At 37.0% G+C, this 24,861-nt stretch carries 27 protein-coding genes; 9 read left to right on the forward strand and 18 right to left on the reverse strand.

The window, feature by feature from the left end:
• The first annotated feature begins 58 nt into the window (after nt 1-58).
• Nucleotides 59-376: a hypothetical protein gene (locus NLJ82_RS22705; protein ID WP_000417212.1), complete on the forward strand. Its 318-nt coding sequence runs from the start codon at nt 59-61 to the stop codon at nt 374-376.
• Nucleotides 377-404: 28 nt separating this feature from the next.
• Here NLJ82_RS22705 and NLJ82_RS22710 read toward each other — a convergent pair whose 3' ends face one another.
• Nucleotides 405-599, reverse strand: coding sequence for a hypothetical protein (locus tag NLJ82_RS22710; RefSeq protein ID WP_000910278.1), 195 nt, complete (start codon nt 597-599; stop codon nt 405-407).
• A gap of 842 nt (nt 600-1,441) precedes the next feature.
• On the opposite strand from NLJ82_RS22710, the gene NLJ82_RS22715 reads away from it, so the two are divergent.
• Nucleotides 1,442-2,104, forward strand: coding sequence for a YitT family protein (locus NLJ82_RS22715; RefSeq protein ID WP_001244531.1), 663 nt, complete (start codon nt 1,442-1,444; stop codon nt 2,102-2,104).
• Between the two features lie 31 nt (nt 2,105-2,135).
• On the opposite strand, the gene NLJ82_RS22720 is transcribed toward NLJ82_RS22715, so the two are convergent.
• Nucleotides 2,136-2,969 (reverse strand): EcsC family protein, encoded by an 834-nt coding sequence (locus NLJ82_RS22720; RefSeq protein ID WP_001256868.1) that lies wholly within the window; start codon nt 2,967-2,969, stop codon nt 2,136-2,138.
• Between the two features lie 136 nt (nt 2,970-3,105).
• Here NLJ82_RS22720 and NLJ82_RS22725 point away from each other — a divergent pair, with 136 nt between their 5' ends.
• Nucleotides 3,106-3,741, forward strand: a complete 636-nt coding sequence (locus tag NLJ82_RS22725; RefSeq protein WP_001053723.1) for a DUF1796 family putative cysteine peptidase — start codon at nt 3,106-3,108, stop codon at nt 3,739-3,741.
• Between the two features lie 226 nt (nt 3,742-3,967).
• Nucleotides 3,968-4,402: an NUDIX hydrolase gene (locus NLJ82_RS22730; RefSeq protein ID WP_000283491.1), complete on the forward strand. Its 435-nt coding sequence runs from the start codon at nt 3,968-3,970 to the stop codon at nt 4,400-4,402.
• 23 nt (nt 4,403-4,425) lie between these two features.
• Here NLJ82_RS22730 and ackA read toward each other — a convergent pair whose 3' ends face one another.
• From ackA to NLJ82_RS22755, 5 genes are all read right to left on the reverse strand, one after another.
• On the reverse strand, nt 4,426-5,619 hold the full coding sequence (ackA, locus tag NLJ82_RS22735) for an acetate kinase (protein WP_000034576.1): 1,194 nt from the start codon (nt 5,617-5,619) through the stop codon (nt 4,426-4,428).
• Nucleotides 5,620-5,918: 299 nt separating this feature from the next.
• The gene (locus NLJ82_RS22740; RefSeq protein WP_000084357.1) at nt 5,919-6,905 is read right to left on the reverse strand and encodes a class I SAM-dependent methyltransferase; all 987 of its coding nucleotides are present in this window, start codon (nt 6,903-6,905) and stop codon (nt 5,919-5,921) included.
• 197 nt (nt 6,906-7,102) lie between these two features.
• The gene (tpx, locus tag NLJ82_RS22745) at nt 7,103-7,603 is read right to left on the reverse strand and encodes a thiol peroxidase (protein WP_000024528.1); all 501 of its coding nucleotides are present in this window, start codon (nt 7,601-7,603) and stop codon (nt 7,103-7,105) included.
• 134 nt (nt 7,604-7,737) lie between these two features.
• Complete coding sequence (gene ytfJ, locus NLJ82_RS22750; protein ID WP_000350002.1) at nt 7,738-8,133, reverse strand: GerW family sporulation protein; 396 nt, start codon at nt 8,131-8,133, stop codon at nt 7,738-7,740.
• Nucleotides 8,134-8,145: 12 nt separating this feature from the next.
• Entirely contained in the window at nt 8,146-8,784 is a 639-nt protein-coding gene (locus NLJ82_RS22755; protein ID WP_041185191.1) for a DUF2953 domain-containing protein, read from the reverse strand.
• A gap of 205 nt (nt 8,785-8,989) precedes the next feature.
• Here NLJ82_RS22755 and NLJ82_RS22760 point away from each other — a divergent pair, with 205 nt between their 5' ends.
• Nucleotides 8,990-9,793 (forward strand): NAD kinase, encoded by an 804-nt coding sequence (locus tag NLJ82_RS22760; protein ID WP_000785168.1) that lies wholly within the window; start codon nt 8,990-8,992, stop codon nt 9,791-9,793.
• 234 nt (nt 9,794-10,027) lie between these two features.
• Here NLJ82_RS22760 and NLJ82_RS22765 read toward each other — a convergent pair whose 3' ends face one another.
• The 8 genes from NLJ82_RS22765 to NLJ82_RS22800 all read right to left on the reverse strand — a co-directional run bounded on the left by NLJ82_RS22765 (nt 10,028) and on the right by NLJ82_RS22800 (nt 19,583).
• Entirely contained in the window at nt 10,028-11,596 is a 1,569-nt protein-coding gene (locus tag NLJ82_RS22765) for an amidohydrolase (RefSeq protein ID WP_000503956.1), read from the reverse strand.
• A gap of 71 nt (nt 11,597-11,667) precedes the next feature.
• Nucleotides 11,668-12,099 carry a VOC family protein gene (locus tag NLJ82_RS22770; protein ID WP_000600363.1) on the reverse strand — a complete coding sequence of 144 codons (432 nt, stop codon included), beginning with the start codon at nt 12,097-12,099 and terminating at the stop codon, nt 11,668-11,670.
• A gap of 102 nt (nt 12,100-12,201) precedes the next feature.
• Nucleotides 12,202-13,788: an acyl-CoA synthetase MbcS gene (gene mbcS / locus NLJ82_RS22775; protein WP_000817739.1), complete on the reverse strand. Its 1,587-nt coding sequence runs from the start codon at nt 13,786-13,788 to the stop codon at nt 12,202-12,204.
• A 222-nt stretch (nt 13,789-14,010) separates the two neighbouring features.
• On the reverse strand, nt 14,011-14,208 hold the full coding sequence (locus NLJ82_RS22780; protein WP_000124489.1) for an alpha/beta-type small acid-soluble spore protein: 198 nt from the start codon (nt 14,206-14,208) through the stop codon (nt 14,011-14,013).
• 80 nt (nt 14,209-14,288) lie between these two features.
• Nucleotides 14,289-15,503: a tRNA uracil 4-sulfurtransferase ThiI gene (thiI, locus tag NLJ82_RS22785; protein WP_000989282.1), complete on the reverse strand. Its 1,215-nt coding sequence runs from the start codon at nt 15,501-15,503 to the stop codon at nt 14,289-14,291.
• A gap of 6 nt (nt 15,504-15,509) precedes the next feature.
• A complete protein-coding gene (locus NLJ82_RS22790; RefSeq protein WP_000638965.1) occupies nt 15,510-16,652 on the reverse strand; it encodes a cysteine desulfurase family protein in 1,143 nt (380 codons plus the stop codon).
• Nucleotides 16,653-16,820: 168 nt separating this feature from the next.
• Nucleotides 16,821-18,533 (reverse strand): septation ring formation regulator EzrA, encoded by a 1,713-nt coding sequence (gene ezrA, locus NLJ82_RS22795; RefSeq protein WP_000377296.1) that lies wholly within the window; start codon nt 18,531-18,533, stop codon nt 16,821-16,823.
• Nucleotides 18,534-18,740: 207 nt separating this feature from the next.
• Entirely contained in the window at nt 18,741-19,583 is an 843-nt protein-coding gene (locus NLJ82_RS22800; RefSeq protein WP_000362559.1) for a LysR family transcriptional regulator, read from the reverse strand.
• Nucleotides 19,584-19,707: 124 nt separating this feature from the next.
• Between NLJ82_RS22800 and NLJ82_RS22805 the strand changes: the two genes are divergently transcribed.
• The gene (locus NLJ82_RS22805) at nt 19,708-20,652 is read left to right on the forward strand and encodes a DMT family transporter (protein WP_001036068.1); all 945 of its coding nucleotides are present in this window, start codon (nt 19,708-19,710) and stop codon (nt 20,650-20,652) included.
• Between the two features lie 11 nt (nt 20,653-20,663).
• Here NLJ82_RS22805 and refZ read toward each other — a convergent pair whose 3' ends face one another.
• On the reverse strand, nt 20,664-21,302 hold the full coding sequence (gene refZ / locus NLJ82_RS22810; RefSeq protein ID WP_000814932.1) for a forespore capture DNA-binding protein RefZ: 639 nt from the start codon (nt 21,300-21,302) through the stop codon (nt 20,664-20,666).
• A gap of 147 nt (nt 21,303-21,449) precedes the next feature.
• On the opposite strand from refZ, the gene NLJ82_RS22815 reads away from it, so the two are divergent.
• Nucleotides 21,450-21,929 carry a GAF domain-containing protein gene (locus NLJ82_RS22815; RefSeq protein WP_000494346.1) on the forward strand — a complete coding sequence of 160 codons (480 nt, stop codon included), beginning with the start codon at nt 21,450-21,452 and terminating at the stop codon, nt 21,927-21,929.
• A gap of 61 nt (nt 21,930-21,990) precedes the next feature.
• On the opposite strand, the gene megL is transcribed toward NLJ82_RS22815, so the two are convergent.
• Nucleotides 21,991-23,169: a methionine gamma-lyase gene (megL, locus tag NLJ82_RS22820; protein WP_000726590.1), complete on the reverse strand. Its 1,179-nt coding sequence runs from the start codon at nt 23,167-23,169 to the stop codon at nt 21,991-21,993.
• 397 nt (nt 23,170-23,566) lie between these two features.
• Here megL and rpsD point away from each other — a divergent pair, with 397 nt between their 5' ends.
• Nucleotides 23,567-24,169 carry a 30S ribosomal protein S4 gene (gene rpsD / locus NLJ82_RS22825; protein ID WP_000135321.1) on the forward strand — a complete coding sequence of 201 codons (603 nt, stop codon included), beginning with the start codon at nt 23,567-23,569 and terminating at the stop codon, nt 24,167-24,169.
• 54 nt (nt 24,170-24,223) lie between these two features.
• On the opposite strand, the gene NLJ82_RS22830 is transcribed toward rpsD, so the two are convergent.
• The gene (locus tag NLJ82_RS22830) at nt 24,224-24,352 is read right to left on the reverse strand and encodes a hypothetical protein (protein WP_000050944.1); all 129 of its coding nucleotides are present in this window, start codon (nt 24,350-24,352) and stop codon (nt 24,224-24,226) included.
• Between the two features lie 150 nt (nt 24,353-24,502).
• Here NLJ82_RS22830 and NLJ82_RS22835 point away from each other — a divergent pair, with 150 nt between their 5' ends.
• On the forward strand, nt 24,503-24,805 hold the full coding sequence (locus tag NLJ82_RS22835) for a YjdJ family protein (RefSeq protein ID WP_000026503.1): 303 nt from the start codon (nt 24,503-24,505) through the stop codon (nt 24,803-24,805).
• Nucleotides 24,806-24,861 lie beyond the last annotated feature (56 nt).

Raw genomic sequence — 24,861 nt, forward strand, 5'->3', positions numbered from 1 at the left:
TCGTCGAACTTCTTTCTGTTTTTTTGTACAATATAAGCAGGAAAACGGGGGTGAACTTATGGAAAAGTATTTCTTATACGATGAACATCTCGGAATTGAAATTCCGCATTTACAAGAAGACTGGGAAGATATCCCCGAAAAAATGCAACATGCGATTTTATTAAAATGGGAACAAGTTCGCGGAAAGATTCCTGATCGTATAAAAGAACTCGAACATTATATTAATGCAAAACAGCATCATTTAAATAACGAAGAAGACTTCGAAATTTCTTGCAAACTGAATTCAGAAATTGCCGATCTCGCTTCCATCATTAATGACCTTTGGCTTTGGTATCGACTCACTCAAAATGTATCTGAGGGGAAAGCACACCAATAAAAAAAGCATGCCCCTCAATTACTTTGGGTCATGCTTTTTTGTCGTAACACGATTTACAATATATTTCTTGTGCTGTTTTTGCCAAACACACATCAAATGGACCAACTAATATACTTCTTTCTTTCGGCAACTTTACAAAAGCAACAAGCTCTTCTTCATATTGAATCTTTTTCTGACATGAAACGCATATTAACTCTTTTCTTTTAAACATGTCTTTTAGCATATTCTCACTCTCCTCTTCATCTATCTATATTAATATACTCTCATAATAGTTAAAACTTGTAAAAAAATGACACATTATAAAGTAAATGATTCATATACTATGTACAAAAGGAGGCCTTACACTTATGCGCGCTTTCGTTATTATCGCTTTAACTTTTTTAAGTGTGATTAGCTGGGATGCGTTTTTTAAAGATAAAAATACAACTGAATAGAAACTCTTCTTTTCTTACTTATTGGACAAACTAAAAAAAACGGTCCAATTCTCCAAAATAACTTAGGCTTTTCTACAAAAATATTTAAACATAACAATTTTTGTAGATTTCCTCCGTTTATTGTCGGTTTCCATCCGCATACATTTTTTGAAAGTATGATATAATAATATAAATCTTGAAGGAAGGGATTTTGATATCATGATCGCTCGAAGGAGCATGTGGCATCGTATTGACGAATCATACACGTAGCGTATTTTCCAGCTCAGATACTTTAGTCTAGCGAAAAAAATACGAGAGTGGGGAAATTATGATTGCCCGAAGGATAATTTGGCAAAAAAAAGACTCTTCTTACACATAGCGTTTTGTTTAGGGCTTAATTGTTACTAGCTAAACAAAACAAAGAAGAGCAGGATTGCTAAATGAAGAATCCTACTCCACGTTTTGTTTAGTCGTTTTAAGACTTAAACTAAAACGAAAGTAGGGAGAATTGATGGACGAGAGGATTATTCGTTATTTCTTCAGCGACATATAGCGTAGTTAGTTTTTTCGTAAACTAACTGAAGCTACATGTGAGCTCGTAGTTAGTTTACAACACAAAAAGGACTACTAACTACGGAAAGAAGGAATAACGATGAGGAACATCCAAAGTCGACAAATTATTAAAGAAGTTTTTATGGTTTTAATCGGTTCATTTATTTTAGCAGCAGCGCTATATCACATTCACTTCCAAAACCACTTAACAGAAGGTGGCTTTGTAGGTATCGCACTATTCATCCAAAATTTTTATGATATTTCACCATCTATTTCAACTGTAATGATGGATATCCCAATTATTCTACTATGCGCTTCATTGTTAGGTAGAAAAATGGTTGGCTATTCATTCTTAGGTTCAATTTCATTCGGAGTATTTTATTCTCTTATGGAAAATTATTCTCCATTTACGGTCGATTTATCAAACAATTTATTTATAGCTGCAGTAGTTGGCGGTGCGTTAGCTGGTATTGGACTCGGTTTTATATTGCGATTTGGCGGTGCAACCGGTGGAGACGATATTTTAACAATTGTATTAAGTAAAAAAACACGTTTTACAATTGGGCAAATTTTCTTCGTCTTTGACGCGATTGTTCTTGCGCTTTCATTATATTATTTAAATTGGACAGAAATTGCTTTTACTATTCTTTCGATTGCCGTACAGGCAAAAACATTGGATTTAATTTATTATCCAAAAACAGAAAAAGCAGAAGAAAAGCAGCCAGTATCTATTCCAATGTCCAAAAAGCATGCAACAAATTAAAAAAGCGAAAGGCTTCGGCCTCTCGCTTTTTTTATGCTCTTTTTTCCTTCTCGACTATGTGGCGCACTTGATAAAATCTATTTGCAAATTCAGTAACGTTTCTTGTTAAACGATAATTCACTGTAGACCCGATTGCCATTCCAATTAACGGAATACCTTGGAATAATTTACGACGAAGAGCATAAATCGAAAATGTTTTCAAAATTTGTTTTAAAATAATTTCAGTCGAAGCTGGTTGTAACACCGCTTCATCTCCTTCGTAGAAGAAGGAATCTTCTTGTTCTAGCTCTTGCAGTAAATTGTACCATGCGTATTGCTGAAGTCTTCCTGGTAGTAATGACGCATGAAATACCTTTAACGCAAGCATCATTTCATAAGGCTTGTTCACATCATGCCCAAATGACGTTGCAATAAGTTGGACAGCCTTCACATTTAACGCAATCATAACAGGAAAATCAGCTGTTAATAATAATAAGCCTCCAGCACCCGTTGCTCCGCCTTGTACGAATGAATATAGGCGATGGCGTGCTGTTTGCTGCTCTGCTATGTATGTTAATTGATCAATAGATAATGCTTTTAAATCCTCTAGTTGCTCAATCGATTCATCAAATAATCTCGATGTTCCTAAAATACGATTACGCGCCTCTAACTGTGATTGTGAACTTTGAATCAATGCATGCAAATGAAAGAGCCATCCATCTGCTTTCGTAAAGAAATCTTTTCGTTTTTTCTCAGGTAGTTTCGCAATTGTATTATGTACCCATTTATCAAACAGTTTTTGAAAATCAGTCGCTTCTTGCTCAACTAATTGCGATTCCCATTCTTTTATATTGTCTAAAATGGCTTGTTCTCGCTTCGATCGCATCGTAACAACCACCTCGTTCGATTTTTTTCTATTGTAACATATTTCTGCTTATTCTTTGCAAATATGCTTGTCTATCTTTATTCACATACCACTTTTAGTGACATAAAATATTAACAAAAAGGATGAGATAAATCACATGAATCTATCCGATATAAAAAAAGAATATCATGCAGTATTTAGTTTAGGACAAAACTGCTGGCCTGCTTGGGCGTTATATCAATTCAAATTATCGCCATTTTTTGGCGTTATTGATTTTATGCTAAGCCCATCATTAGAAAAGGTGAATATATTATTACAAAATCGATTTGACCGTTTTTTACAGTTAGAAAACTTATCCTTCATCTCATTTTGGGATGATGATGCGAAATTAAGACTACGGGACAATCTATATGAAATCGACTCCTGCCACGACTTTAAAACAGATGTAAACACACCAACTTCTTGGCCTTCTTATACAGAAATTAAGTTAAATTATGAGCACCGAATTAATCGTTTTCTAACAACAATTGACACAGCACAATCCATATTATTTATTCGAACTGGAGGAACATACGAAGAAGCACGTTCCTTGGAACACATTTTATCTCAAATCGTTACACATACATTCTCTGTCCTATTACTCATTCCTGAAGATGTACCAACTGTTACGGAAGAAGATTGGGGATTGCAAAATATTTGCGTTATAAAATGTCCTATTATGGATGTATTTCAGTACAATGAAGCATTTTGGAATGACTTATTTAATGGCATTGTAATTCGACCACATTCTTAAATACACGACACTTTTATTACGCAATACATTATAATCATCCTTATACAAAATAAGGTGAAACTTTAATCAGTGGGGGTTTTGTTCATCCCCCACTGATTATCAGCCCTCACCAATCGGACTTTTACGGACAGCCCGACCCCCACCTAACTTCTTTGCTTCCGCTGAATTTTGAGGTGGGGGTCTTACTGCCTGTTAAAGCGGGATAAATAAGGAGTGATTGTATTATATGTATCCACGTGCAAAAGCTTTCGGTCTTGCTTTACATCACGAGCGGCTTCTCGTACAAGAATATCATACAGGCGATGAAACATATTACCGGCCTCTTGGCGGTTCAATTGAACTTGGTGAAAAATCAGCACATACCGTTATTCGTGAATTTCAAGAAGAGCTTCATACAGAAGTGGAGATCACTGCTTATTTAGGTTGCTTAGAAAACATCTTTCACCTTGATGGAGAAATTGCTCATGAAATCATTCAGTTATATTCTTTACGCTTATTAGACACGTCACTATATGGAATGGAAGTACTGAATATACAAGATGAACAAACAGTATCGTATGCGAAGTGGATTCCCATTACAGCATTCATTCAGGAGAAAAAAGCACTATATCCAGATGGAATCTTAAACTATATCCAAAAGAAAAAAGACGAAATCCTATAGGACTTCGTCTTTCTTTTCATATATTAACCGATGTTTCCAAGACGTAGTACGTCACGAGCGATCATAACTTCTTCGTCAGTTGGAATTACAATAATTTTTACTGGAGAATGTGGGAAGTTGATGAATGCTTCCTCACCGAATACGTTATTGCGTTTTGCATCGAAGTATACGCCCATGTATTCAAGGCCTTCTAATACGCGTTCACGAATAATCGCACTGTTTTCACCTACACCAGCTGTGAAGATGATTGCGTCTACACCTTTCATACGAGCAGTGTAAGAACCGATGTATTTGTGGATACGGCTTACGAATACATCAAGTGCTACTTTCGCACGGTGATCGCCTTCTTCTTCTTTCGCAATGATGTCACGTAGGTCACTAGAGTAACCAGTAAGACCTAACATACCACTCTTCTTGTTTAATACGTTAACTACTTCTTCTACTGTTTGGCCTGTTTTTTCCATGATGTATGGAATTAACGCAGGGTCAATGTTACCAGAACGTGTACCCATTGTTACACCAGCAAGTGGAGTGAAGCCCATAGAAGTATCGATAGATTTACCGCCTTCTACTGCTGCGATACTTGCACCGTTACCTAAGTGACAAGAAAGTAAGCTTAAGCTTTCAAGTGGACGACCTAATAGTTCAGCCGCACGCTCAGTTACATATTTATGAGAAGTTCCGTGGAAACCGTATTTACGGATACCGAATTTTTCATAGTACTCATATGGTAAGCTGTATAGGAATGCAGATTCCGGCATTGTTTGGTGGAATGCTGTATCGAATACTGCTACTGCTGGTACGTTTGGTAATACTTCTTGGAATGCTTTAATACCAACAACGTTTGCTGGGTTATGAAGTGGTGCTAAATCGCTTAATTCTTCGATATCAGCTAATACTTCATCAGTAATTAGAACAGAGTCAGCAAATTTTTCGCCGCCGTGAACAACACGGTGACCGATACCGCCAATCTCATCTAGAGATTTAACGATTCCGTTTTCAGTTAATTTTTTAAGAAGCATATTAACTGCTACTGCGTGATCTGGAATGTTTGTAATTTCTTTTTGTTTTTCGCCATCTACAGTAATAGTGAAGATACTATCTTCTAAACCGATACGTTCTACTAAACCTTTTGTTAATACTGTTTCACTTGGCATTTCAAATAATTGGAATTTTAAGGAAGAGCTTCCTGCGTTAATCGCGATGATTTTTGACATCTAGTCTTTCGCCCCTTTTTCTCTTGGTAGTTGTGTGGATGTTTCCACAAACCGCTCGATTTTATCTGATCAAATTTACTAAATATGAAAACGTTTCATCATTAGTAAATTTTATACTCACGATTTTAATTTAAACATCGTACGACATATATTTCAAGTGAAAAAATTGTAACACCAAGAAAAAAAATATATTACAGATTTCAAAAAAATTCAGTTAAATCTTGTATATATTTAAAAATATGACATATCATATAAAACTGTACTACATGAATTACTAGCCCTGTTACATATACCTAGCCTTATTTATGCGTTGCAAACCAAGTATTTAATTGGTCCATAATGTCCTCCATCGCCTTCATGTTGGAGAATTTAGGTAACTCCACTAATAACGCCTGTTTTGGCATCGTTACACTAGGACCTTTCTTTTGGAGAACAAATATACTTTTTGCATTTTTCTCGTTTTTAAACATGGAAACAGGTAGCTGTAATAACCCCTGAATAAAGCATGTTTCTTTAATAAATGCATGTAATTTCGGTGCTTGATCACTTTCAAAAATGAAGTTCGGTACTAGGAAGAATAAGTATCCGCCTTCTTTCGTATGCTTCACACTTTGTTCAATAAATAGGTGGTGGGCATATGACATTCCTTCATCTGCTTTTAACTTATATTCACTTGCACCGATTTCATTTGGATAGTAACCAACCGGTAAGTCTGAAACGACTGCATCAACTGGATCGATATAAAGCGGTGCTAGTCCATCTTGATGGAAGAATTCGATTGCATGCTTTTGTAAATTCGCATTTACTAAAGCAAGTTTAATTAGCACTTCGTCCACTTCTACACCAAATCCACTCATCGTAACGTTTTCTTGAGCACTATTGAAAACTGTCGTCATCAAGTTACCTGTTCCAATTGCAGGGTCTAACACAGTAATTTCATTTTGACCCTTCATAAATTTATGGAATAAGTAGCTCATGAACATACCAACTGCATCAGGCGTCATTTCGTGATTCGCTTGTACGCCTTCCTTCATTCCTTTTAAGATGGCTAACTGAAATGCTTTACGAATTTCTTCACCTTTATATGTTTCTTCATTAAACGTACTATATTCACGATTCAGCCTTTCAATTGCTGATTCTGATAATTCCTCTTGTAAAATTGCTCCTTCAAACAAGTTATCCCCTGTTTCTACAAGCGCCTCTAAATATGTTACATCTAATTCTTTACGTAAAACTACCGCAGAAGAATCAAAAATAGAAAATAAAGTTTCTACTGTCTGACTCACGTACATTCCTCCTTCTCTCTTTTACACATAACTTATATCATACCATAATCTGATTTTTTCCCAAAAGAAAAAGCGACCTCTTTTTAAGAGCTCCCTTTTTAGTGATGTATGATGTAACGTCTTCTCTCGTATATCGATTCCATATAGCAATATATGAGAGAAGACGACCTCTTACAAAGAGGTCATCTTCGTTCACATTATTTTGCAGCTTTTGCTGCTTCTAATGCTGCTTCATAGTTTGGATGGCTTGTACCTTCGCTTACGTATTCTACGTAAACTACTTTGTCATTGCTATCTACTACGAATACTGCACGAGCAAGTAAACGAAGCTCTTTCATTACTAAGCCGTAAGCTTCACCGAATGAAAGGTCACGGTGGTCAGAAAGTGTAACAACATTTTCTAAACCGTTTGCTGCACACCAACGTTTTTGAGCGAATGGTAAGTCAGCGCTAATCGTTAATACTTTCGCGTTTTCAATACCTGCTGCATCTTGGTTAAAACGACGTGTTTGTGCATCACACACACCTGTGTCGATTGAAGGTACAACACTAATTAATTTTACTTCACCTTTGTATGTTTCTAAACTTACTGGAGATAAGTCATTTGCTAACACTTGGAAGTTTGGCGCTTGATCGCCAACTTTAACTTCTGTTCCAACTAAAGTCATTGGGTTACCTTTAAAAGTTACGTTTGCCACTTGAAAATCCTCCCTTATTTAAACAAAATATGTACAATGTAAATGATAGTTTGTCCCTATCGATAATGCAAATAAAATCGCTTTATTTACAAAAAAATTAAAGAAGCTAATCTATTGATCAGCTTCTTTATTCGTTAAATTTGAAATTCAGGATCGTCTTCTTTTCGTTTATCCATCATTTCTTTCACTTTATCAACAGCTTGTGGCGCTAATTCAATTATTTTATCGATGACGTGTGTTTGCTTATCTAAGTGCAACACTTTTACGCCTTCTCCATTTATAACAAGAAAAGCAACAGGATTAATAGAAACTCCTCCACCGCTTCCCCCGCCAAATGGATGGCGGCCTGAATGTTCTATTTTACCAAATTCACTTCCACCAGCTGCAAATCCGAAGCTAACTTTTGAAACGGTAAGAATTACACTTCCATCAGCAGCTTTAATTGGATCGCCGACAATTGTATTTACATCAGTCATTTGTTTTAAATGCTGCATTGCAGTTGTCATTAAACCTTGAATTGGATGGTCCATTCTATATCCCCCCTATGCTTGAACAGATTTTTCTGTCGTACCAGATCTTTGTCTTCTCATAAACACGAGTAATTTCACCGCTGTTTTTATAGTACGGAATATACGAAAAGATGCTGTTAACTCACATCTTGATGCAAATCCTTTCCCTTGAAAAACAGGAGTAATTTCAAATTCTGGTACGTCGACAATATGCATATATTGTCCTACAACTCCAGCAGCCATTCCTTTTGTCCCCCATGCATATCCGGTGACAATTCCAGTACTAGCTGCGTCGCCTGCTCCAATTTGCGTATGCCATTTCCAACCATTGATTTTCACTCGTTTGAGAAAATCTTTAACGATAGTATGAACTTCTTGCAGCTTTTTTATCAGTTCCCCAATACTATCAAGTTGTGCCATAATTTTATTATCAAGTCCGCCGTCCTCTTCAGCTTTTTCGATTTTTTGTCCTGTTTTCTTCTGCTGTTTTTCAATTCTTTCCAACACATCAAATGTATATCGGATCATCCATATTTTCACTTGAAGCAAACATTGCTTTTCCATTTCTGAATATAAAAATGTCACTTTAAGCTTTATTTTCGACAATAGTATAAACAAAATAAAAAGGAGAAGAATTATTATTCCAATTACGAGCCACTTCATACGTATCATCCTTTCACTCCGTACCCATTATCGACAACTTTATTCATCATTAAACAGCGTTTCATAAGATTGAATATAAAAATTTTTCTAAAAATAAAAAGGTATTTTGACAATTTATATCGAAATATATTATTTGAACATATCATCAGGGAACGGACTCTAATGATATGTAGCACGAAGCATAGAAAATTTAACTGCAGTGGAGGGATACATAATGGCAGATCGTCGCAATTTATTTTTCTTTTATGGTGATGACAAAGCAAAGCTCGTTGAAAAAATGAAACCAATCTATCGTATTTTAGAAGAGAATGGATTTACCATATTAGATCATCCAAAAAATGCAAACGCTATCGTCAGTGTTGGAGATGATGCAACTTTCTTACAAGCCGTTCGTAAAACTGGTTTTAGGGAAGATTGTTTATACGCAGGGATTTCTACGAAAGATGAAATTTCATTCTACTGCGATTTCCATATTGATCACGTTGATACAGCCCTTCAAGAAATTACAAAAAATGAAATTGAAGTGCGAAAATATCCAACAATTGAGGTAGATGTAGATGGTAGCACATCTTTCCATTGTTTAAATGAGTTCTCATTACGTTCTAGCATTATTAAAACGTTCGTTGTAGATGTTCACGTTGATGATTTATATTTCGAAACTTTTAGAGGTGACGGTTTAGTTGTTTCTACCCCAACAGGAAGTACAGCTTACAATAAATCGTTACGTGGTGCAGTTGTTGATCCGCTTATCCCTTGCTTCCAAGTAAGTGAATTAGCATCTTTAAATAACAACACATATCGTACACTTGGTTCACCGTTCATTTTAAATCACGAACGTACATTAACTTTAAAACTAAGACCAGACGGTAACGATTATCCTGTTATCGGCATGGATAACGAAGCGCTTAGCATTAAACAAGTGGAAAAAGCTGTTGTACGCTTAAGCGATAAACAAATTAAAACAGTTAAATTAAAAAACAACTCTTTCTGGGAAAAAGTACAGAGAACGTTTTTATAGTATTAAAATAACCGTAGAATTATGGTGGCCCATAATTCTACGGTTATTTATTTACCCTGATTGGTGCGAGCAACAACCTCTCGCTATCCGGCCGATATTCTTGTCAGTTTTTGTCGGTAAGTCGATATATTCTAATAATCGCTCATATATTTGGAGTTACGGTCGATATATTTCAATAATCGCTGATATAATTCAGGTTACGGTCGATATATTCCGATAATCGCTCATATATTTTTACGCACCTTTTCTATAGACGACTTTGCCATCTATTACGGTCATCTCTGCTTGTACTTCTTTTATTTCCTCTGCCTCTATTTCAAAAATATCGCGGTCTAATATTGTAAAGTCTGCCTCATATCCTTTTGTAATTCGCCCTCGCTTCGCTTCTTTTCCGATTGCATAGGCACTTCCTGTTGTAAATAAAGAAACAGCCTCATATACCGTTAATCTTTCTTCTGGCATATAACATAAACCGTCAATAAAACTTCTACGTGTAACAGCGCTATATATGCCTAGAAACGGATTTACTTGCTCGATCGGAGCATCAGATCCCCCGTTACAGTGTAATCCCGCTTCCAGTAACGTCTTCCAAGCATACGCATAACGAAGACGTTGCTCGCCTAGTTTTTCAATGACTGATGGAAAATCCGATGAAACAAAGACTGGTTGTATATCAATAATGGCTTGTAAGTTTTTCATTCTTTCAATCAACTCTTCACGAGCTAGCTGACAATGAATAATACGGTCACGTAATCCTTCTGCTGGCGGATACAATTCAAGTGCATCAATGACATATTCAAGCGATAAGTCACCGATAGTATGAATCGCAACTGGCATATATAAATCTCGTGCTTTCTTCACTAATTCCGCAAGTTCTTCACGTGAGAAAATCGCAACCCCATTCGTTTCCTTCGCATCTTCATACGGTTCACTTAATAATGCGGTTCTTCCGCCAAAAGAACCGTCAGAAAAAATTTTCATTGCCCCAAATTCAATATAATGCTCATTTTCATATTCCTTTCGTTCATGTGCTACTTCATGGTGAACGAGTAAATGTGCTTTAAATGGCATTTCCTTTATGACATGAGAAAACGCATTATGCGTCTTTCTAAAACCACCGTAATAATTTAAATCTTCCGTATGCCCGCCAACGAGTCCATATTGCCAGCAGTCTTTAATTGCTGTTTGCAAAGCACTTTGTAAGTAGGCTTCATCAATTTCAGGCTGGACATGTTTGATTAACTCTTGGCCTTGTTCATATAAAAGTCCTGTTAATTTATTGAATGAGTCCCGTCCAACTTTCCCGCCTTTTGGATCTTCTGCCTTTTCTGTTATGTTCGCTTCTTGCAGTATGTATGAGTTCACCCATGTAACATGGCGACAAACTCTCTTTAATAAAATGGGATGTTCTTTCGAAATTTCATCTAAATCACGCGCGTGAACATCTTTCGTATCCTTAAAATTATTTTCGTTCCAGCCCTCTCCGATAATCCAAGAACCTTTCGGCGCTTCTTCTACTCGCTTCCGAACGAGAGTCAGCACTTCTCTATAAGATGTGCAGTTTGATAAATCTAAACGAAGTAACCTCTCCCCGTGACCAATAAGATGCATATGGCTATCAACGAGACCTGGAATCATCGTTTTGCCTTTTAAATCGCGCAATTTAGCCACAGCATATCGGTTTTCTAACTCTTTTTTACTTCCAACATCAACAATCATACCGTTTTCAACGTAAATAGCGTCCACTTTTTCATTTTCTTCTCTCATTGTGTAAATGTTGCCACCATACCAAATTTCCCCCATATATTTCATCTCCTTTATTTTTTATTGTATAAAAAAAAGCACCATTTCAAAACATGGTGCTTTTCTAAACATTACTTTTGTTCAGTAGTAGACGTTGTAACTTGCCATTCAATATTAAATTTATCTTTTACTTGTCCGTATGCTGGGCTCCAGAACGTTTCTTGAAGGGGCATAATAACTTCGCCACCTTCTTGTAACTTATCGAATACTTCTTTCGCTTTTTCTGCGTTACTAATTTGAATTGCGATTGTTACTTGAGATCCAATTGCATGCCCTTGACCTGGGAATGTATCAGAAATCATAAGATCCGTATTACCAACTTTTAAAGTAGCGTGTAAAACGCGTTCTTTCGCTTCAGCTGGAACCGGGTATTCTGGATTTTCAGGCATATCACCAAAAGTTTGCATGACTTCCACTTTTGCATCTAACGCCTCTTTATAAAACTGTACAGCTTCTTGCCCACTACCATCTAAAACTAAGTACGGATTAATACCTAAAATCATACGGACACCTCTTTTTTCAATTTATAAAATCGAACTTGTGTTCGTTTTTATATTATCATTGTTTGCCATTTCATTCAACTATTTCCTTCACTGTTTTCAAATTTATTTTGACGGAATCTCCATCTCTTGTTTTCTAAGCTCAATACGGCGGATTTTTCCAGAAATCGTTTTTGGTAGTTCATCTACAAATTCAATTTTGCGAGGGTATTTATATGGTGCAGTAAGTTCTTTGACGTGTTGTTGGAGTATTGGAATTAATGTTTCTTCGTTCTTTTCTATATTCTCTCTTAATACGATAAATGCCTTCACGACACTTCCGCGAATTTCATCAGGACTTGCGACAACCGCACATTCTCTCACGTAAGGGTGCTTTACGAGCGCATCTTCTACTTCAAACGGCCCGATTGTATAACCAGAGCTAATAATAATATCATCACCGCGCCCTTCAAACCAGAAATAGCCGTCTTCATCTTTTTTCGCTTTATCACCTGTAATATAATAATCACCGCGGAATTGCATCGCTGTACGCTCATCGTCTTTGTAATATTGTTTAAAGAGTGCCGGCGTTTCAATGTGAACTGCAATATCACCAACTTCGCCTACCTGTACCGGAATACCTTCCTCATTTACAATATCAACGTGGTTACCCGGCGTCGGTTTCCCCATTGATCCTGGTCTAATATCCATTCCTTTCATTACACCAACAAGCAATGTGTTTTCCGTTTGCCCATAGCCGTCTCTTACTGTAATATGAAAGTGCTTTTGGAACGTTTCAATGACTTCTCTATTTAACGGCTCACCTGCGGATACAGCGCTATGTAACGCTTCTAAATTGTATTCACTTAAATTTTCTACTTTTGCCATTAATCTATACTCAGTCGGCGTACAACAAAGCACATTCACCTTATTATCGTCTAATAAATTTAAATACGTTTTTGGTTCAAACTTACCGTGGTATACAAATCCTGTTGCCCCCGAGCCTAGAGTTGCTAAAAACGGGCTCCAAATCCACTTCTGCCAGCCTGGACTAGCTGTTGCCCACACAACATCATTCTCTTCAATTCCGAGCCAATTTGGAGCGCTCGTACGTAAATGAGCGTATGCCCACGCATGTGTATGAACAACACCTTTTGGATTTCCCGTCGTTCCTGACGTGTAAGATAAAAAGACCATATCTTCTTTATCTGTCTTCGCCATTTCTAACATGTCACTTTCTGTTTCTAACGCTGTTTTTAAATTGATCCATCCATCTACTGGCTGCTCGCTCAGAACGAATTTTTGAAGGGATTCCATCGCTTCTATATCATCAAACTGTCCAATGTACGGCTCATAACTTACGATTGCTTTTACTTCCCCATGTCCAATGCGGTACTCGATATCCTTTTTGCGTAACATTTCCGAACTCGGAATTACGACAAATCCTGCTTTAATCGCAGCGATATACGTCATGTATGCTTCAATTAAACGCGGCATCATAATGAGGAGCTTGTCCCCCTTTTGCAGACCACTCTTTATAAAAGCGTTTCCAATTTTATTTGCACCTTTCATTAACTCCGCGTATGTAACTTCTCGGCGATTCCCTTTATCATCTTGCCAAATTAAAGCAAGCTTCTCTTTATCACCTGTATATTTCTCTATTTCAGAAACTAAATTATAAGACGGTGGTGCCAACAATTCCTCTCTCTTCATAAACATCCTCCTTTTTCTTTATGCCTCCCTTATATAATAAAGAATTTTCTGTTAATTTTGAACCCTCATCTTTTGACAAATTTTTTAGTTCTGTCGAATATATCAAACACAACTTAGAATATATTAACAAAAAATTAAATATATCAATTTACCGACAAATGGCGCCACAACATAAAAAAGAAAGAGCGGGAGAACCCGCTCTTTCTAAGCCATCATATGGGATTATTTTTGGTAACCGCCTAATTGTTGCTCAGCTAGTGAAACTAGACGTTTAGTGATTTCACCACCAACAGAACCGTTAGCGCGAGCTGTTGCATCAGCTCCAAGTTGAACACCAAACTCTTGAGCGATTTCGTATTTCATTTGGTCTAATGCTGATTCAGCACCAGGAACCGCTAATTTATTTGTGCTACGTGCCATGTTATATCACCTCCTTGTGAGTATAGAGTGTGATAAATAACATGACTTCATACACGGTTTACATATGGTAATTTATGGTTTTAGAAAAGTTCTTCGAATTTTTCTTCTTCCGCCACTACTTCTACCGTTTGTAATACCATAGTTTCTTTGTTCGCTACAGCTTCATCGATTAATGGTGTGAAATCGTATTTCGCTTCAAAACGATTCGCTTTTTCACGCTTCGGCTTCGTCGCTGGGCTTGCTGGTGTGAATACTGTACAGCAATCTTCGTACGGACGAATTGAAATATCATATGTGCCGATTTCTTCAGCGATTTTAATAATCTCTAATTTATCCATCGTAATAAGCGGACGAATAATTGGATAGTTTGTTACTTCGTTAATCGTATGCATACTATCTAACGTTTGACTTGCTACTTGTCCAAGACTTTCACCAGTCGTGATTGCTAGAGCGTTACGCTCCTCTGCGATACGCTCTGTAATACGCATCATCATACGGCGCATAACTGTCATTGAGTAACTAGATGGGATTTCTTTATTAATCGTTTTTTGCACTTCTGTAAATGGAACAAGGTGAAGTGTTACACGTTTACAGTATTTCGTTAACTCTTGTGCTAAATCGATTACTTTTTGTTTTGCGCGCTCACTTGTGAAAGGTGGGCTATGGAAGTGAACTGCTTCCACAGATACGCCGCGTTTCATCGTTAAGTACGCTGCTACTGGGCTATCAATACCGCCAGAAAGAAGTACCATTACTTTTCCGCCAACGCCAACTGGTAAACCGCCAGCTCCCATACGCTCATCGCACATAATGTAGCTATAGCCACTGCGAATTTCTACACGTACATTTACATCTGGATTATGAACATCTACAGTAATATCTTCTGTATTTTCTAGAATGTGTCCACCAATCTCAGGTAATAATTCCATCGTTCTCATTGGGAAATGCTTATAAGAACGGTGTACAGTAATTTTAAATGTTTTCACATCGCCTTTTACTTGTAAGAAAGCTGCTAATGCACCTTTTTTAATGTCTTCTAATTCTGATGGTACTTTCATCGCTAAGTTAAACTTATGAATACCAAACACATCTTTTAATCTTTCAGATACCGCTTCATGATCTTCGCCATTTAATTGGATATACATACGATCATGTGTTGCATCGATTTTAATATTTGGGAATTTTTTCAGTTTGAACTTTACGTTATCTTTTAATGTGCTTACAAATTTAGAACGGTTCTTACCTTTAGTCGTCATCTCTCCATAACGAACTAAAATATATTCATATGTCATCATATTCCTTTACCTCATCACTTCATATAATTTTGGCATCGTCTCTTTCACAATACCTTCAAATTGCTTTACTTCTTCCATCGTGTTTTCTGGTGCTAAACTAATGCGAATAGCACTTGCAGCAGCGGCATGTGGTACTCCCATTGACACTAACACTCTGCTCACTTCATTTGCTTTTGAAGAACAAGCAGATTTCGTTGATACATATACACCGTGCTCTTCTAAAGCATGAACGACCACTTCTGGTTTTAAACCTACAAATGATACATTTAAAATGTGCGGTGCTGCATATGCAAGCGACGTATTAATCGTTACATCTTCCATCTCTTTAAAGAAACGAACAAGCTCTGCTTGTAAACTTTGCAAATGAGCTACCTTTTCTTTCACTTGCTCCATTGTCATGCGAAGTGCTTTCACCATCGCTACAATGCCAGGTAAGTTCTCTGTACCAGAGCGATACTTCAGCTCTTGTTGACCACCTGATAAAATTGGATCTAACCTTACGCCATCACGTACATAAAGAAGACCCGTTCCTTTTACACTGTGGAATTTATGTCCAGATATTGAGCAAAGATCAATATGAGAAGCGTATAAATTAAGCGGTACTTTTCCTATCCCTTGTACATGGTCCACATGGAATCTTATTTTCGGATAATTCGATAATAACGTTCCAATTTCAGCAACAGGCTGAATTGCTCCAGTCTCGTTGTTCACGTGAATAATTGACACAAGAATCGTATCTTCACGAAGCGCTCGTTTTACATCCTCTACCGATACAACACCATGCTCATTAACCGGTAAATATGTTACATCAAAACCGAGATCTTCTAATTGTTTATATGCTTCAAACACAGACGCGTGTTCAATATTTGTTGTAATGATATGTTTACCGCGCGAACGATTCCTCATCGCTATTCCTTTAATCGCAAGGTTATTCCCTTCCGTTCCACCTGATGTGAAAATAATTTCAGAAGGCTTAACGTGAAGAAGCTGCGCTGCAATTGTTCTTGATTGTGTTAATAGACGCTCTGCCTCTCCTCCAAGCGAATGAATAGAAGAAGGATTCCCAAAATATTTCCCCGCAACCGTTACGTACGATTGAAGAGCTTCTGGATATGGCTTTGTCGTCGCACTATTATCAAAATAGATCATCGTTCTTCCCCTTTCAGCGCTGTCACATCATATAATCATATCACAAATACGTGTCATTACGCTAAGACTACTCAAAGGTTCCGTTATATTTTAAAACGAATAACCTTACTGTATTCCGCTATTCATTATAGCAACATCGCCTGCAAAATTACACAAAAAAACAAACCCTTATGAAAGGGTTTGTTCATTGTCTACATATTCAGCTATTTTTTGAACAACGCCAGGCTCAAGTTGCTCTAGTACAGAAGCCGCTTGTTCTAAAGCCGCATCGTATTGATATTCACGGAATAATTTCTCCGCATAATTTAAGCTATCTGCAAGGTTCTCATCATGACTGCGGTAACGATTACCGTATTGAATTAATTTTTCAACTAAATATGCCTGTCCAATTAACTCTTCTGTCATTTCAGCAACACCATTAACAGTTGTGTAAGCTTCTTCTAAACTACTATTTACAGCATTCATATTTAACGGCTTCACTTCTAATTGTTCATATACAGCTTGCATTGCCATTTGTCCTCTTTTTAAATCTTCCATAATACTCTCTGGAAGACCTGGCAAATTCGACTTTTGCATAAAGCGTTTCGTTTCGAAAATAGTATTTCGCATTTCTTGTAACTTCTCACGCGCTTCAAATTCTTCTTTACGCATCGTTTGCAGCATTTCTTTATATTCTGCATGAAGTACTTTTAATGTTTCACATTGCTCATAAATCTCTTCTAGTTCCTCACGAATAATAGAGAAGGCAATATCTTGTTCCGCAACCCGTAATTGCAACATTTCAAAACGTTTCATTAAAATGTGCATTTGCTTTTCAATTACTTTTTGAGACTCAATGTCCTTATCTTGTAACTGATAGCTTTGTTTCACGAGCTGTGTTTCTGCTTTTGTTTCAATCGTTTCAATGCGAATTTCTTCTAAGTCTTCATAAACAGAAAGTGTTTTTTGCTCCACATAATGTCTCGCATGTACTTCTTGTTCTAGTTGATCATAGAAGCTATCTAAACTTGTTTTTAAGTTTTCTACTTTTTCAGCCGCTTCTGTTATGTGAAGCTCCTGTATATCCATTAAACATATTTGTAGTTGTTTCTTCATATCGCGAACTTCTTTAGGAATTTCCAAATACTCTAATACATAACCTTGTCTTACCATATCATTATGTCCGTGTAATAAATCTTCCAACTGAACCGGTAACGTCGCTTGACACTCTACCAATAAATCTGGAATTTGGTGAATAATGATTTCTAAATCTGCTAAACCTTCTTCCAAACTAATAACAATTTCTCTCGCTTTTAAATAGTCGCCATTGTTTGTTGCTTCTTCAAAGGTTTTAAATTTCTCAGATTCAGCGTCTAGCATCTCTTCGATTTTCTGCTCTGCTGCTCCATACATATGTCTATGAGCAAGAACACTCTTCTTCATACTACGATATGTATCACGTAACCCTTCGATTTCCGAGCTATTTTTTTCATGGCTTTCTAACAATTGCTGTAATTCATTTAAAATGTCTGTAATACGATTATCAGCGTCATCTAAACCACTTATGGATTCATTCATCGCATGCTTTGCTTTTCGGAAGGAGAATTGCGAGGCGAATTTTCGCGCTTGCGCTAAATCTTTTTCAGCTTTCGGAATGGTTGTTGATACAATTTCATCCCATTCTTCACGCCATTTACCAAACAGTTCTTCTGTTTGACCCGTCATATTTAAATCTTTCACCCGTTTTAGCTCATCTGCCACAGGTTTATCTTTTATCTCTTGTTTCCACTGCTCAAGTGCTTCAATATCTTTATATGAACGATTTCTTATCACAAGCTCTATCATGAGCAGCACTAGAATAGAGCTTACTACAATGATAACGATCGTCAGGATAGAATCCATGCAAAAAAGCCTCCTAGTTATATCTCTTTTTTTGTCCGTTCCGTTTATGAAATGGAAGGCATTATGTATAAAAAGGGAATTCCCCTATATTTAACAACTAACAATGTACTAATCATACCATGTAATCGTTTGTTTTTGACCTAGTTTTTTTTAAAATTTCATGTTTCTTTCAATGCAATTGTAATCTTTCTCAATATTCCGTTTGGATTACCTCTCATCAGCAAATGAATGCAATACAAGGCCTTCTTCCATATGAGATGCGAAATAAATTTTGCGCAAAAGTGGCGGTTCAATAGAAATCGCATGCACATTTCCTTGCCTTACCGCTTGATCTACTGCTATTTCTGGAAGTAACGTAATGCCAAGTCCAGCACTGACCATCGCAAGCATCGGTTCTGCATAAGAAGTTTCAAATGCAATAATCGGTTTCGCACCTATCCCTTGAAACAGATTCGTAATCATTTTTCTTACATCGCAGATTTCTGGGTATACGATTAACTTTTCATTTTGCAAATCTTCCATTCGGATTACTGTTTTCTCTTTATAAAGATGATCATTTGAAACGACACACACAATTTTTTCTTCTCGTATTTCTTTTATACACGTAGCACCTTCTACTACTGAATCGATGAACATCGCTTCAATCTTCCGTTCTTTAAAAAGTCCTATCAGTACTTTCGTATGCTCAATTTTCCATTCTACTTCGAACCCGTCACCTAATACATCTTTACATTTTGATATATAATGTGCTGCTAAACTTGGCAATATGCCTATAGAAATGTTTCGCTTCTCTTGAAATTTCTTCATCTCGGCTTTCACTTCATGTATGTGTTCCAAAATCGGTAACATTCTTGTTATAAATAGCTCTCCAGCACTTGTTAATTCCACTCCTTGCGCGGAACGCTTCAGTAAAGTAACTTCTAAATCGGCCTCTAACCTTTGAATTTGTTTACTAAGCGCTGGCTGCGAAATATGTAAAATCTTACTCGCCTTTGATAAACTTCGCGTATTCTTCACTTCAATAAACGATCGTACTGCCTCCAAATCCATCGTACACACCTCTAACAAAAAGTTATAACTGTCATAAAAAATCGATATTTCCTTCTATAAACAATTACTCTTTATACTTATTTCATCAACTTACTATAACGAAATGTAAAGGGGAAAGATACTCTTGAACAAAAAACAAATGCTACTCGGATCCCTCCTATGCTTACTTGCCGTAACGGCTTGGGGATTTATGTTTCCTGTCATGGCAAACGCCTTACAGTTTATCGATCCATTCTTCTTCACAACGATTCGCTATGGATCAGCAGCTATTATTTTTCTTATTCTGTTATTAATGACCGAAGGGACAAAGTCACTCCGCTTAGAAAAGAAAACACTTTCGTTACTCTTTTACGGAACAGTCGGTTTCGCAGGATATGGTTTTCTCGTTTTCTACGGACAGCAACTTGCCGGACCGTCTGGAGCCATCCATGCCGCGATGATTCAGTCTCTTATGCCACTCATCGCTTTATTATTGCAGTGGATAACAAAAAACAAACGTCCACAAAACTACACTTTCCTTTGTATGTTCGTTGCACTTATCGGTGTTATGCTTGTCATTTCAAAAGGAAATATTCACTTATTATTTGGAGCTGCCAGTCACCTTTCAACAAATATACTTATGTTATGCGGCGTTACTTGCTGGGTCATTTATACAAACGGTGGTGCTAGTTTTCAATCTTGGTCACCACTTAGGTATACGACGTTAACTTGTTTATTTGGCTCAATTTCACTCATCACTATCGTCACTTTTTTAACTTATACAAACGTCGTTACTGTACCTTCACTATCGACAATTATGAACGTTCGTTTTGAACTCTTATATATGTCTATTATTGCAGGCGTTATCGCAGTATTTTGCTGGAACGCAGGAAATCGCTATATTTCATCCATTAATGGCATATTATTTATGAATTTAGTTCCTGTACTTGCACTTATCGGTTCCATCTTTCGAGGTTATACAGTCGACAAAATTGAAGTTGCTGGAGCCTCATTAACAATTATCGCGCTATTATGCAACAATTTATGGCAAAGAAAAGAAAGCACAAAAATCCCCACCTCAGTTCGTTAGGTGGGGATTTTTCACATATGAACAGCTCTTGGCCATTCATAATACATATTCGTTATACATAATGTTTGTTCTATCCATTGTTCAATTTCTTTCGTGTACATTTCTAAGAAAAAGGTCTCAGATGGAAAAGAATGTAGCACTTCTGATATATATTGCGGATATAAAAACGGCATATTCATCATGCCTTTTAATTGCGTCATAAACATTGTAAAAGATACCTTCTTAAACTCTTGTTTCATTTGTCCCTGTCTAATCATTTGCTCTATATAATATCTTTCTTTAGAAAAATAAACGGTCATCACTTCGCGAATTAATGTCGTATCAAGCGACAGCTCTCGGTAAAAGAAACGTGTCAGCTCCCTATTATCAAATTGATATCGTAAAATCCCGCGCACCATTTGCACCATCACATCTTTAGCCGACAAATATTCTCTCTGTTCAAAGGACGTTTCAATCACATGAATATACCCTTCTAAAAAATTAGTAATAAGCTGCTCTAATAGGCCTTGCTTTCCAGCAAAATAATATGAAATATTCGCTACATTCACATCCGCTCGCTTTGCAATGTCTCGCACCGACGTTCCATCATAACCTTTCGTGTTAAACAACGATATTGCCGCATCAATTACTTTTTGTTTCGTCTGTTTCATGCGCTCACTTCCTCTCACTGAACAGCTATAGTGTAAATTTCTTGACTTTTAAGACAAATTCCTTTAATTTTCTATCGACAAAGTCATGTGAAATACATCGTATTTTGCTAATATTTTACACATCTCGATAAAAAAGGAGCTGTTTCCATGTTTACTAAAGAAAGTTATACAGGATCTCGCGTGCAGCAATATGAGACAGTAATAAAACAACTGGATGCATTATTAACTGGCGAATCAAACGTAGTCGCAAACTTATCAAATGCGTCCGCATTATTAAACCAATTTTTGGATCGTGTTAATTGGGTTGGCTTTTACGTAACAGAAGGAAATCAGCTTGTTCTTGGACCATTCCAAGGAATGCCTGCTTGCGTACGCATTCCATTTGGACGAGGCGTTTGCGGCGTTGCAGCTGAAACGAAAACAACGCAGCTTGTAGCAGACGTTCATCAATTCCCAGGACACATCGCTTGCGACAGTGCTTCAAATTCAGAAATCGTCGTACCGATTATTAAGGATGGGAATGTCATTGGTGTACTTGATATTGATAGCCCTGAAAAAAACCGTTTCGACGAAGTAGATCAGCGCTATTTAGAAAAGTTTGTGGAAACACTCCTAAAACATATGTAACAAAAAAGAGCTAGTTATCGATTAAGTACATGACGTACAAAACCGATAGCTAGCTCTTTTTTTATTGATTACTAACAGTAGATATTTTCTTTAACGCTTGCTCTAAATCAGAAACAATATCCTCCCACGATTCTAAACCGACAGATAAACGTATTAAATTATCATAAATGCCCATTTCTTGTCTTAACGCAGCTGGAATCGCGGCGTGCGTCATCGTTGCTGGGTGCTGAATTAACGTTTCTGTATCTCCTAAACTTACCGCAATTGTAATAAAGTGAAGGTCATTAATAAACGCCTGCGTCTCTTCTTTCCCGCCTTTAATTGAAAAAGATATAACACCGCCCCCACGTTTCATTTGGCGAGATGCTAACTCTCCTTCTGGATACCAAACACCTTCTACCGCATCATGATTTTTTAGGAACGATACAATTTTTTCTGCATTATCACAATGACGATCCATTCTTACTGCTAGTGTCTTTAATCCGCGTAACAATAACCATGCGTCAAACGGTGCCATAATACCGCCGATATCTTTTCGCATCGGGCGGATTTTTTCAGCTAACGCTTTCGTTTTACAAATTGTTACACCCGCCACAACATCACCGTGACCACCAATATATTTTGTCGCACTATGAACAACCGCGTCACAGCCAAGTTCAAGCGGTCTTTGTAAATAAGGTGAACAAAACGTATTATCAACAATAACAAGTAACCCATTTCGCTTCGCAACCCGAATCACTTGTTTTAAATCAATTAATTTCATTGTCGGATTAATCGGTGTTTCAACGAAAATAAGCTTTGTATTCGGGCGAATTTTATTTTCCATATCAGCCTCTGTCTCCATATCACAAAACGAATGCGTAATCATAAATTTTTCTTCTAACACTTCTAAAAAACCGTATGTGCAGCCGTATAATCCATTTGAACAAATAATATGATCTCCAGCTTTTAGAAAACCAATTAACGTTGCGGAAATAGCTGCCATACCGGATCCGAAAGCAAGCGCTTCTTCTCCTCCTTCTAACACCGCCATACGTTCTTCGAATAATTTCACAGTCGGATTTCCAAGTCTTGAGTAAATATAAGATGGATCCACTCCCGCAAAACTCGCCTCTCCTTGCTGCGCAGTCTCAAATGTAAATGTAGACGTTTGAAATAAAGGCGGTGTTAAACTTCCTTTATGTTCCTCTGATGTATAACCGTGATGAATTAACGCTGTCTCCATATGCTTCTTTTTCATAAAAACATCCCCTTTTATGTTTTTATTGCCGCATATTCATCATTAAAACTTTGATGAACGTTTTACTTTATTTTATGTAAGCGTTTTATTTGTGTTTCTATCTCTTCTTTTATATCGTTTTAAATTCCTTCTTGTTCATTTCCAAAATTTATATGCATAAAACAAAAACGTACTCGCTTGACGAAACTCTGGGTAAAAGATATAATAGCGTTTGTGTAAAATAAAAAGGCAGCCTTGTAATGTGAGTTTATCGTTTGTATTTTGTTCCTCTACGGAGGTGTATCTCGTAACTCCCTGCTGCTGGAGCGAAGGTACATGAAAACAAAATGCCCGTAAATATCGATTACGTCTGTTTTTATTTTACGTAAATAAAAACATTTTAAAGGAGGAGTCAACTATGGCTCGTTATACAGGTCCAGCTTGGAAACTGTCTCGTCGTCTTGGAATCTCTCTAAGCGGCACAGGAAAAGAATTAGAAAAACGCCCTTACGCACCAGGTCCTCACGGTCCTAACCAACGTAAGAAACTTTCAGAATACGGTTTACAATTACAAGAGAAACAAAAACTTCGTCACATGTACGGCATGACTGAGCGTCAATTCCGTCGCACATTTGACCAAGCAGGTAAAATGCCTGGTAAGCACGGCGAAAACTTCATGATCCTTCTTGAAGCTCGTCTTGACAACTTAGTTTACCGTATGGGCTTAGCTCGCACTCGTCGTGCAGCTCGCCAATTAGTAAACCACGGTCACATCACAGTTGATGGATCTCGCGTAGATATCCCATCTTACCGTGTAAAACCTGGTCAAACTATCAGCGTTCGCGAAAAATCTAACAACCTTGTTGTTGTTAAAGAAGCGATCGAAGTTAACAACTTCGTACCAGAATACTTAACTTTCGATGCTGACAAATTAGAAGCTACTTACACTCGTCACGCTGAGCGTGCTGAGTTACCAGCTGAAATCAACGAAGCATTAATCGTAGAGTTCTACTCTCGTTAATGACAAAAAGCCAATCCTGTGGATTGGCTTTTTTCGTTTATATATAAAATTAAATTATTTATTTTCCTCTTTCTGAACATATACATAAGCATCTTTCTGCTCTTTATGTACATCCACCTTCGAATTCTCTGCAAGCTGACCCGCATTTAGCAAAGAAAAAATAATGAGCGCTTCTAGTGACATTTTGCTTTACCACTCCTTTCTAGTTGTTATACATTTATCATACCGCTTACATGTGATTTCCGTATGAACTCGAAAAGGAGATTACAACAAAATGGTTACAAGTATATGAATGCACGCTATAATAACCATAAAATAGGAGGTTGATTCATTTTGTCAATAAACCAAATGGTTCAGTTAGGCAGTGCATGTATGTTGTTTATTACTTCCGCGCTTATTAATTGGTATCAGGGAAGTAATTTAATAGATAATCCTGATGAATGGAAATATAGCGCTAAATTTACGAATTACTTTAAAGGTACCGTTTCAAATTACGAAGATATTTATCAAATTGATTTCTTTATATATGCAGCAAAATTTTATCCAACAGCATTTATCGTTATGCTAGTGAGTTTACTTTATATGCTCATATTAATTCTTTATATTCTATTCAAAAGAAAAGATGCGGCGTTTTAAATCCATACATAAAAACCCCGAATCATAGACTTTTCAACCTACAATTCGGGGTACTA

It is taken from the genome of Bacillus paranthracis (assembly GCF_024296885.1).
Taxonomy (GTDB): Bacteria; Bacillota; Bacilli; order Bacillales; family Bacillaceae_G; genus Bacillus_A; species Bacillus_A paranthracis.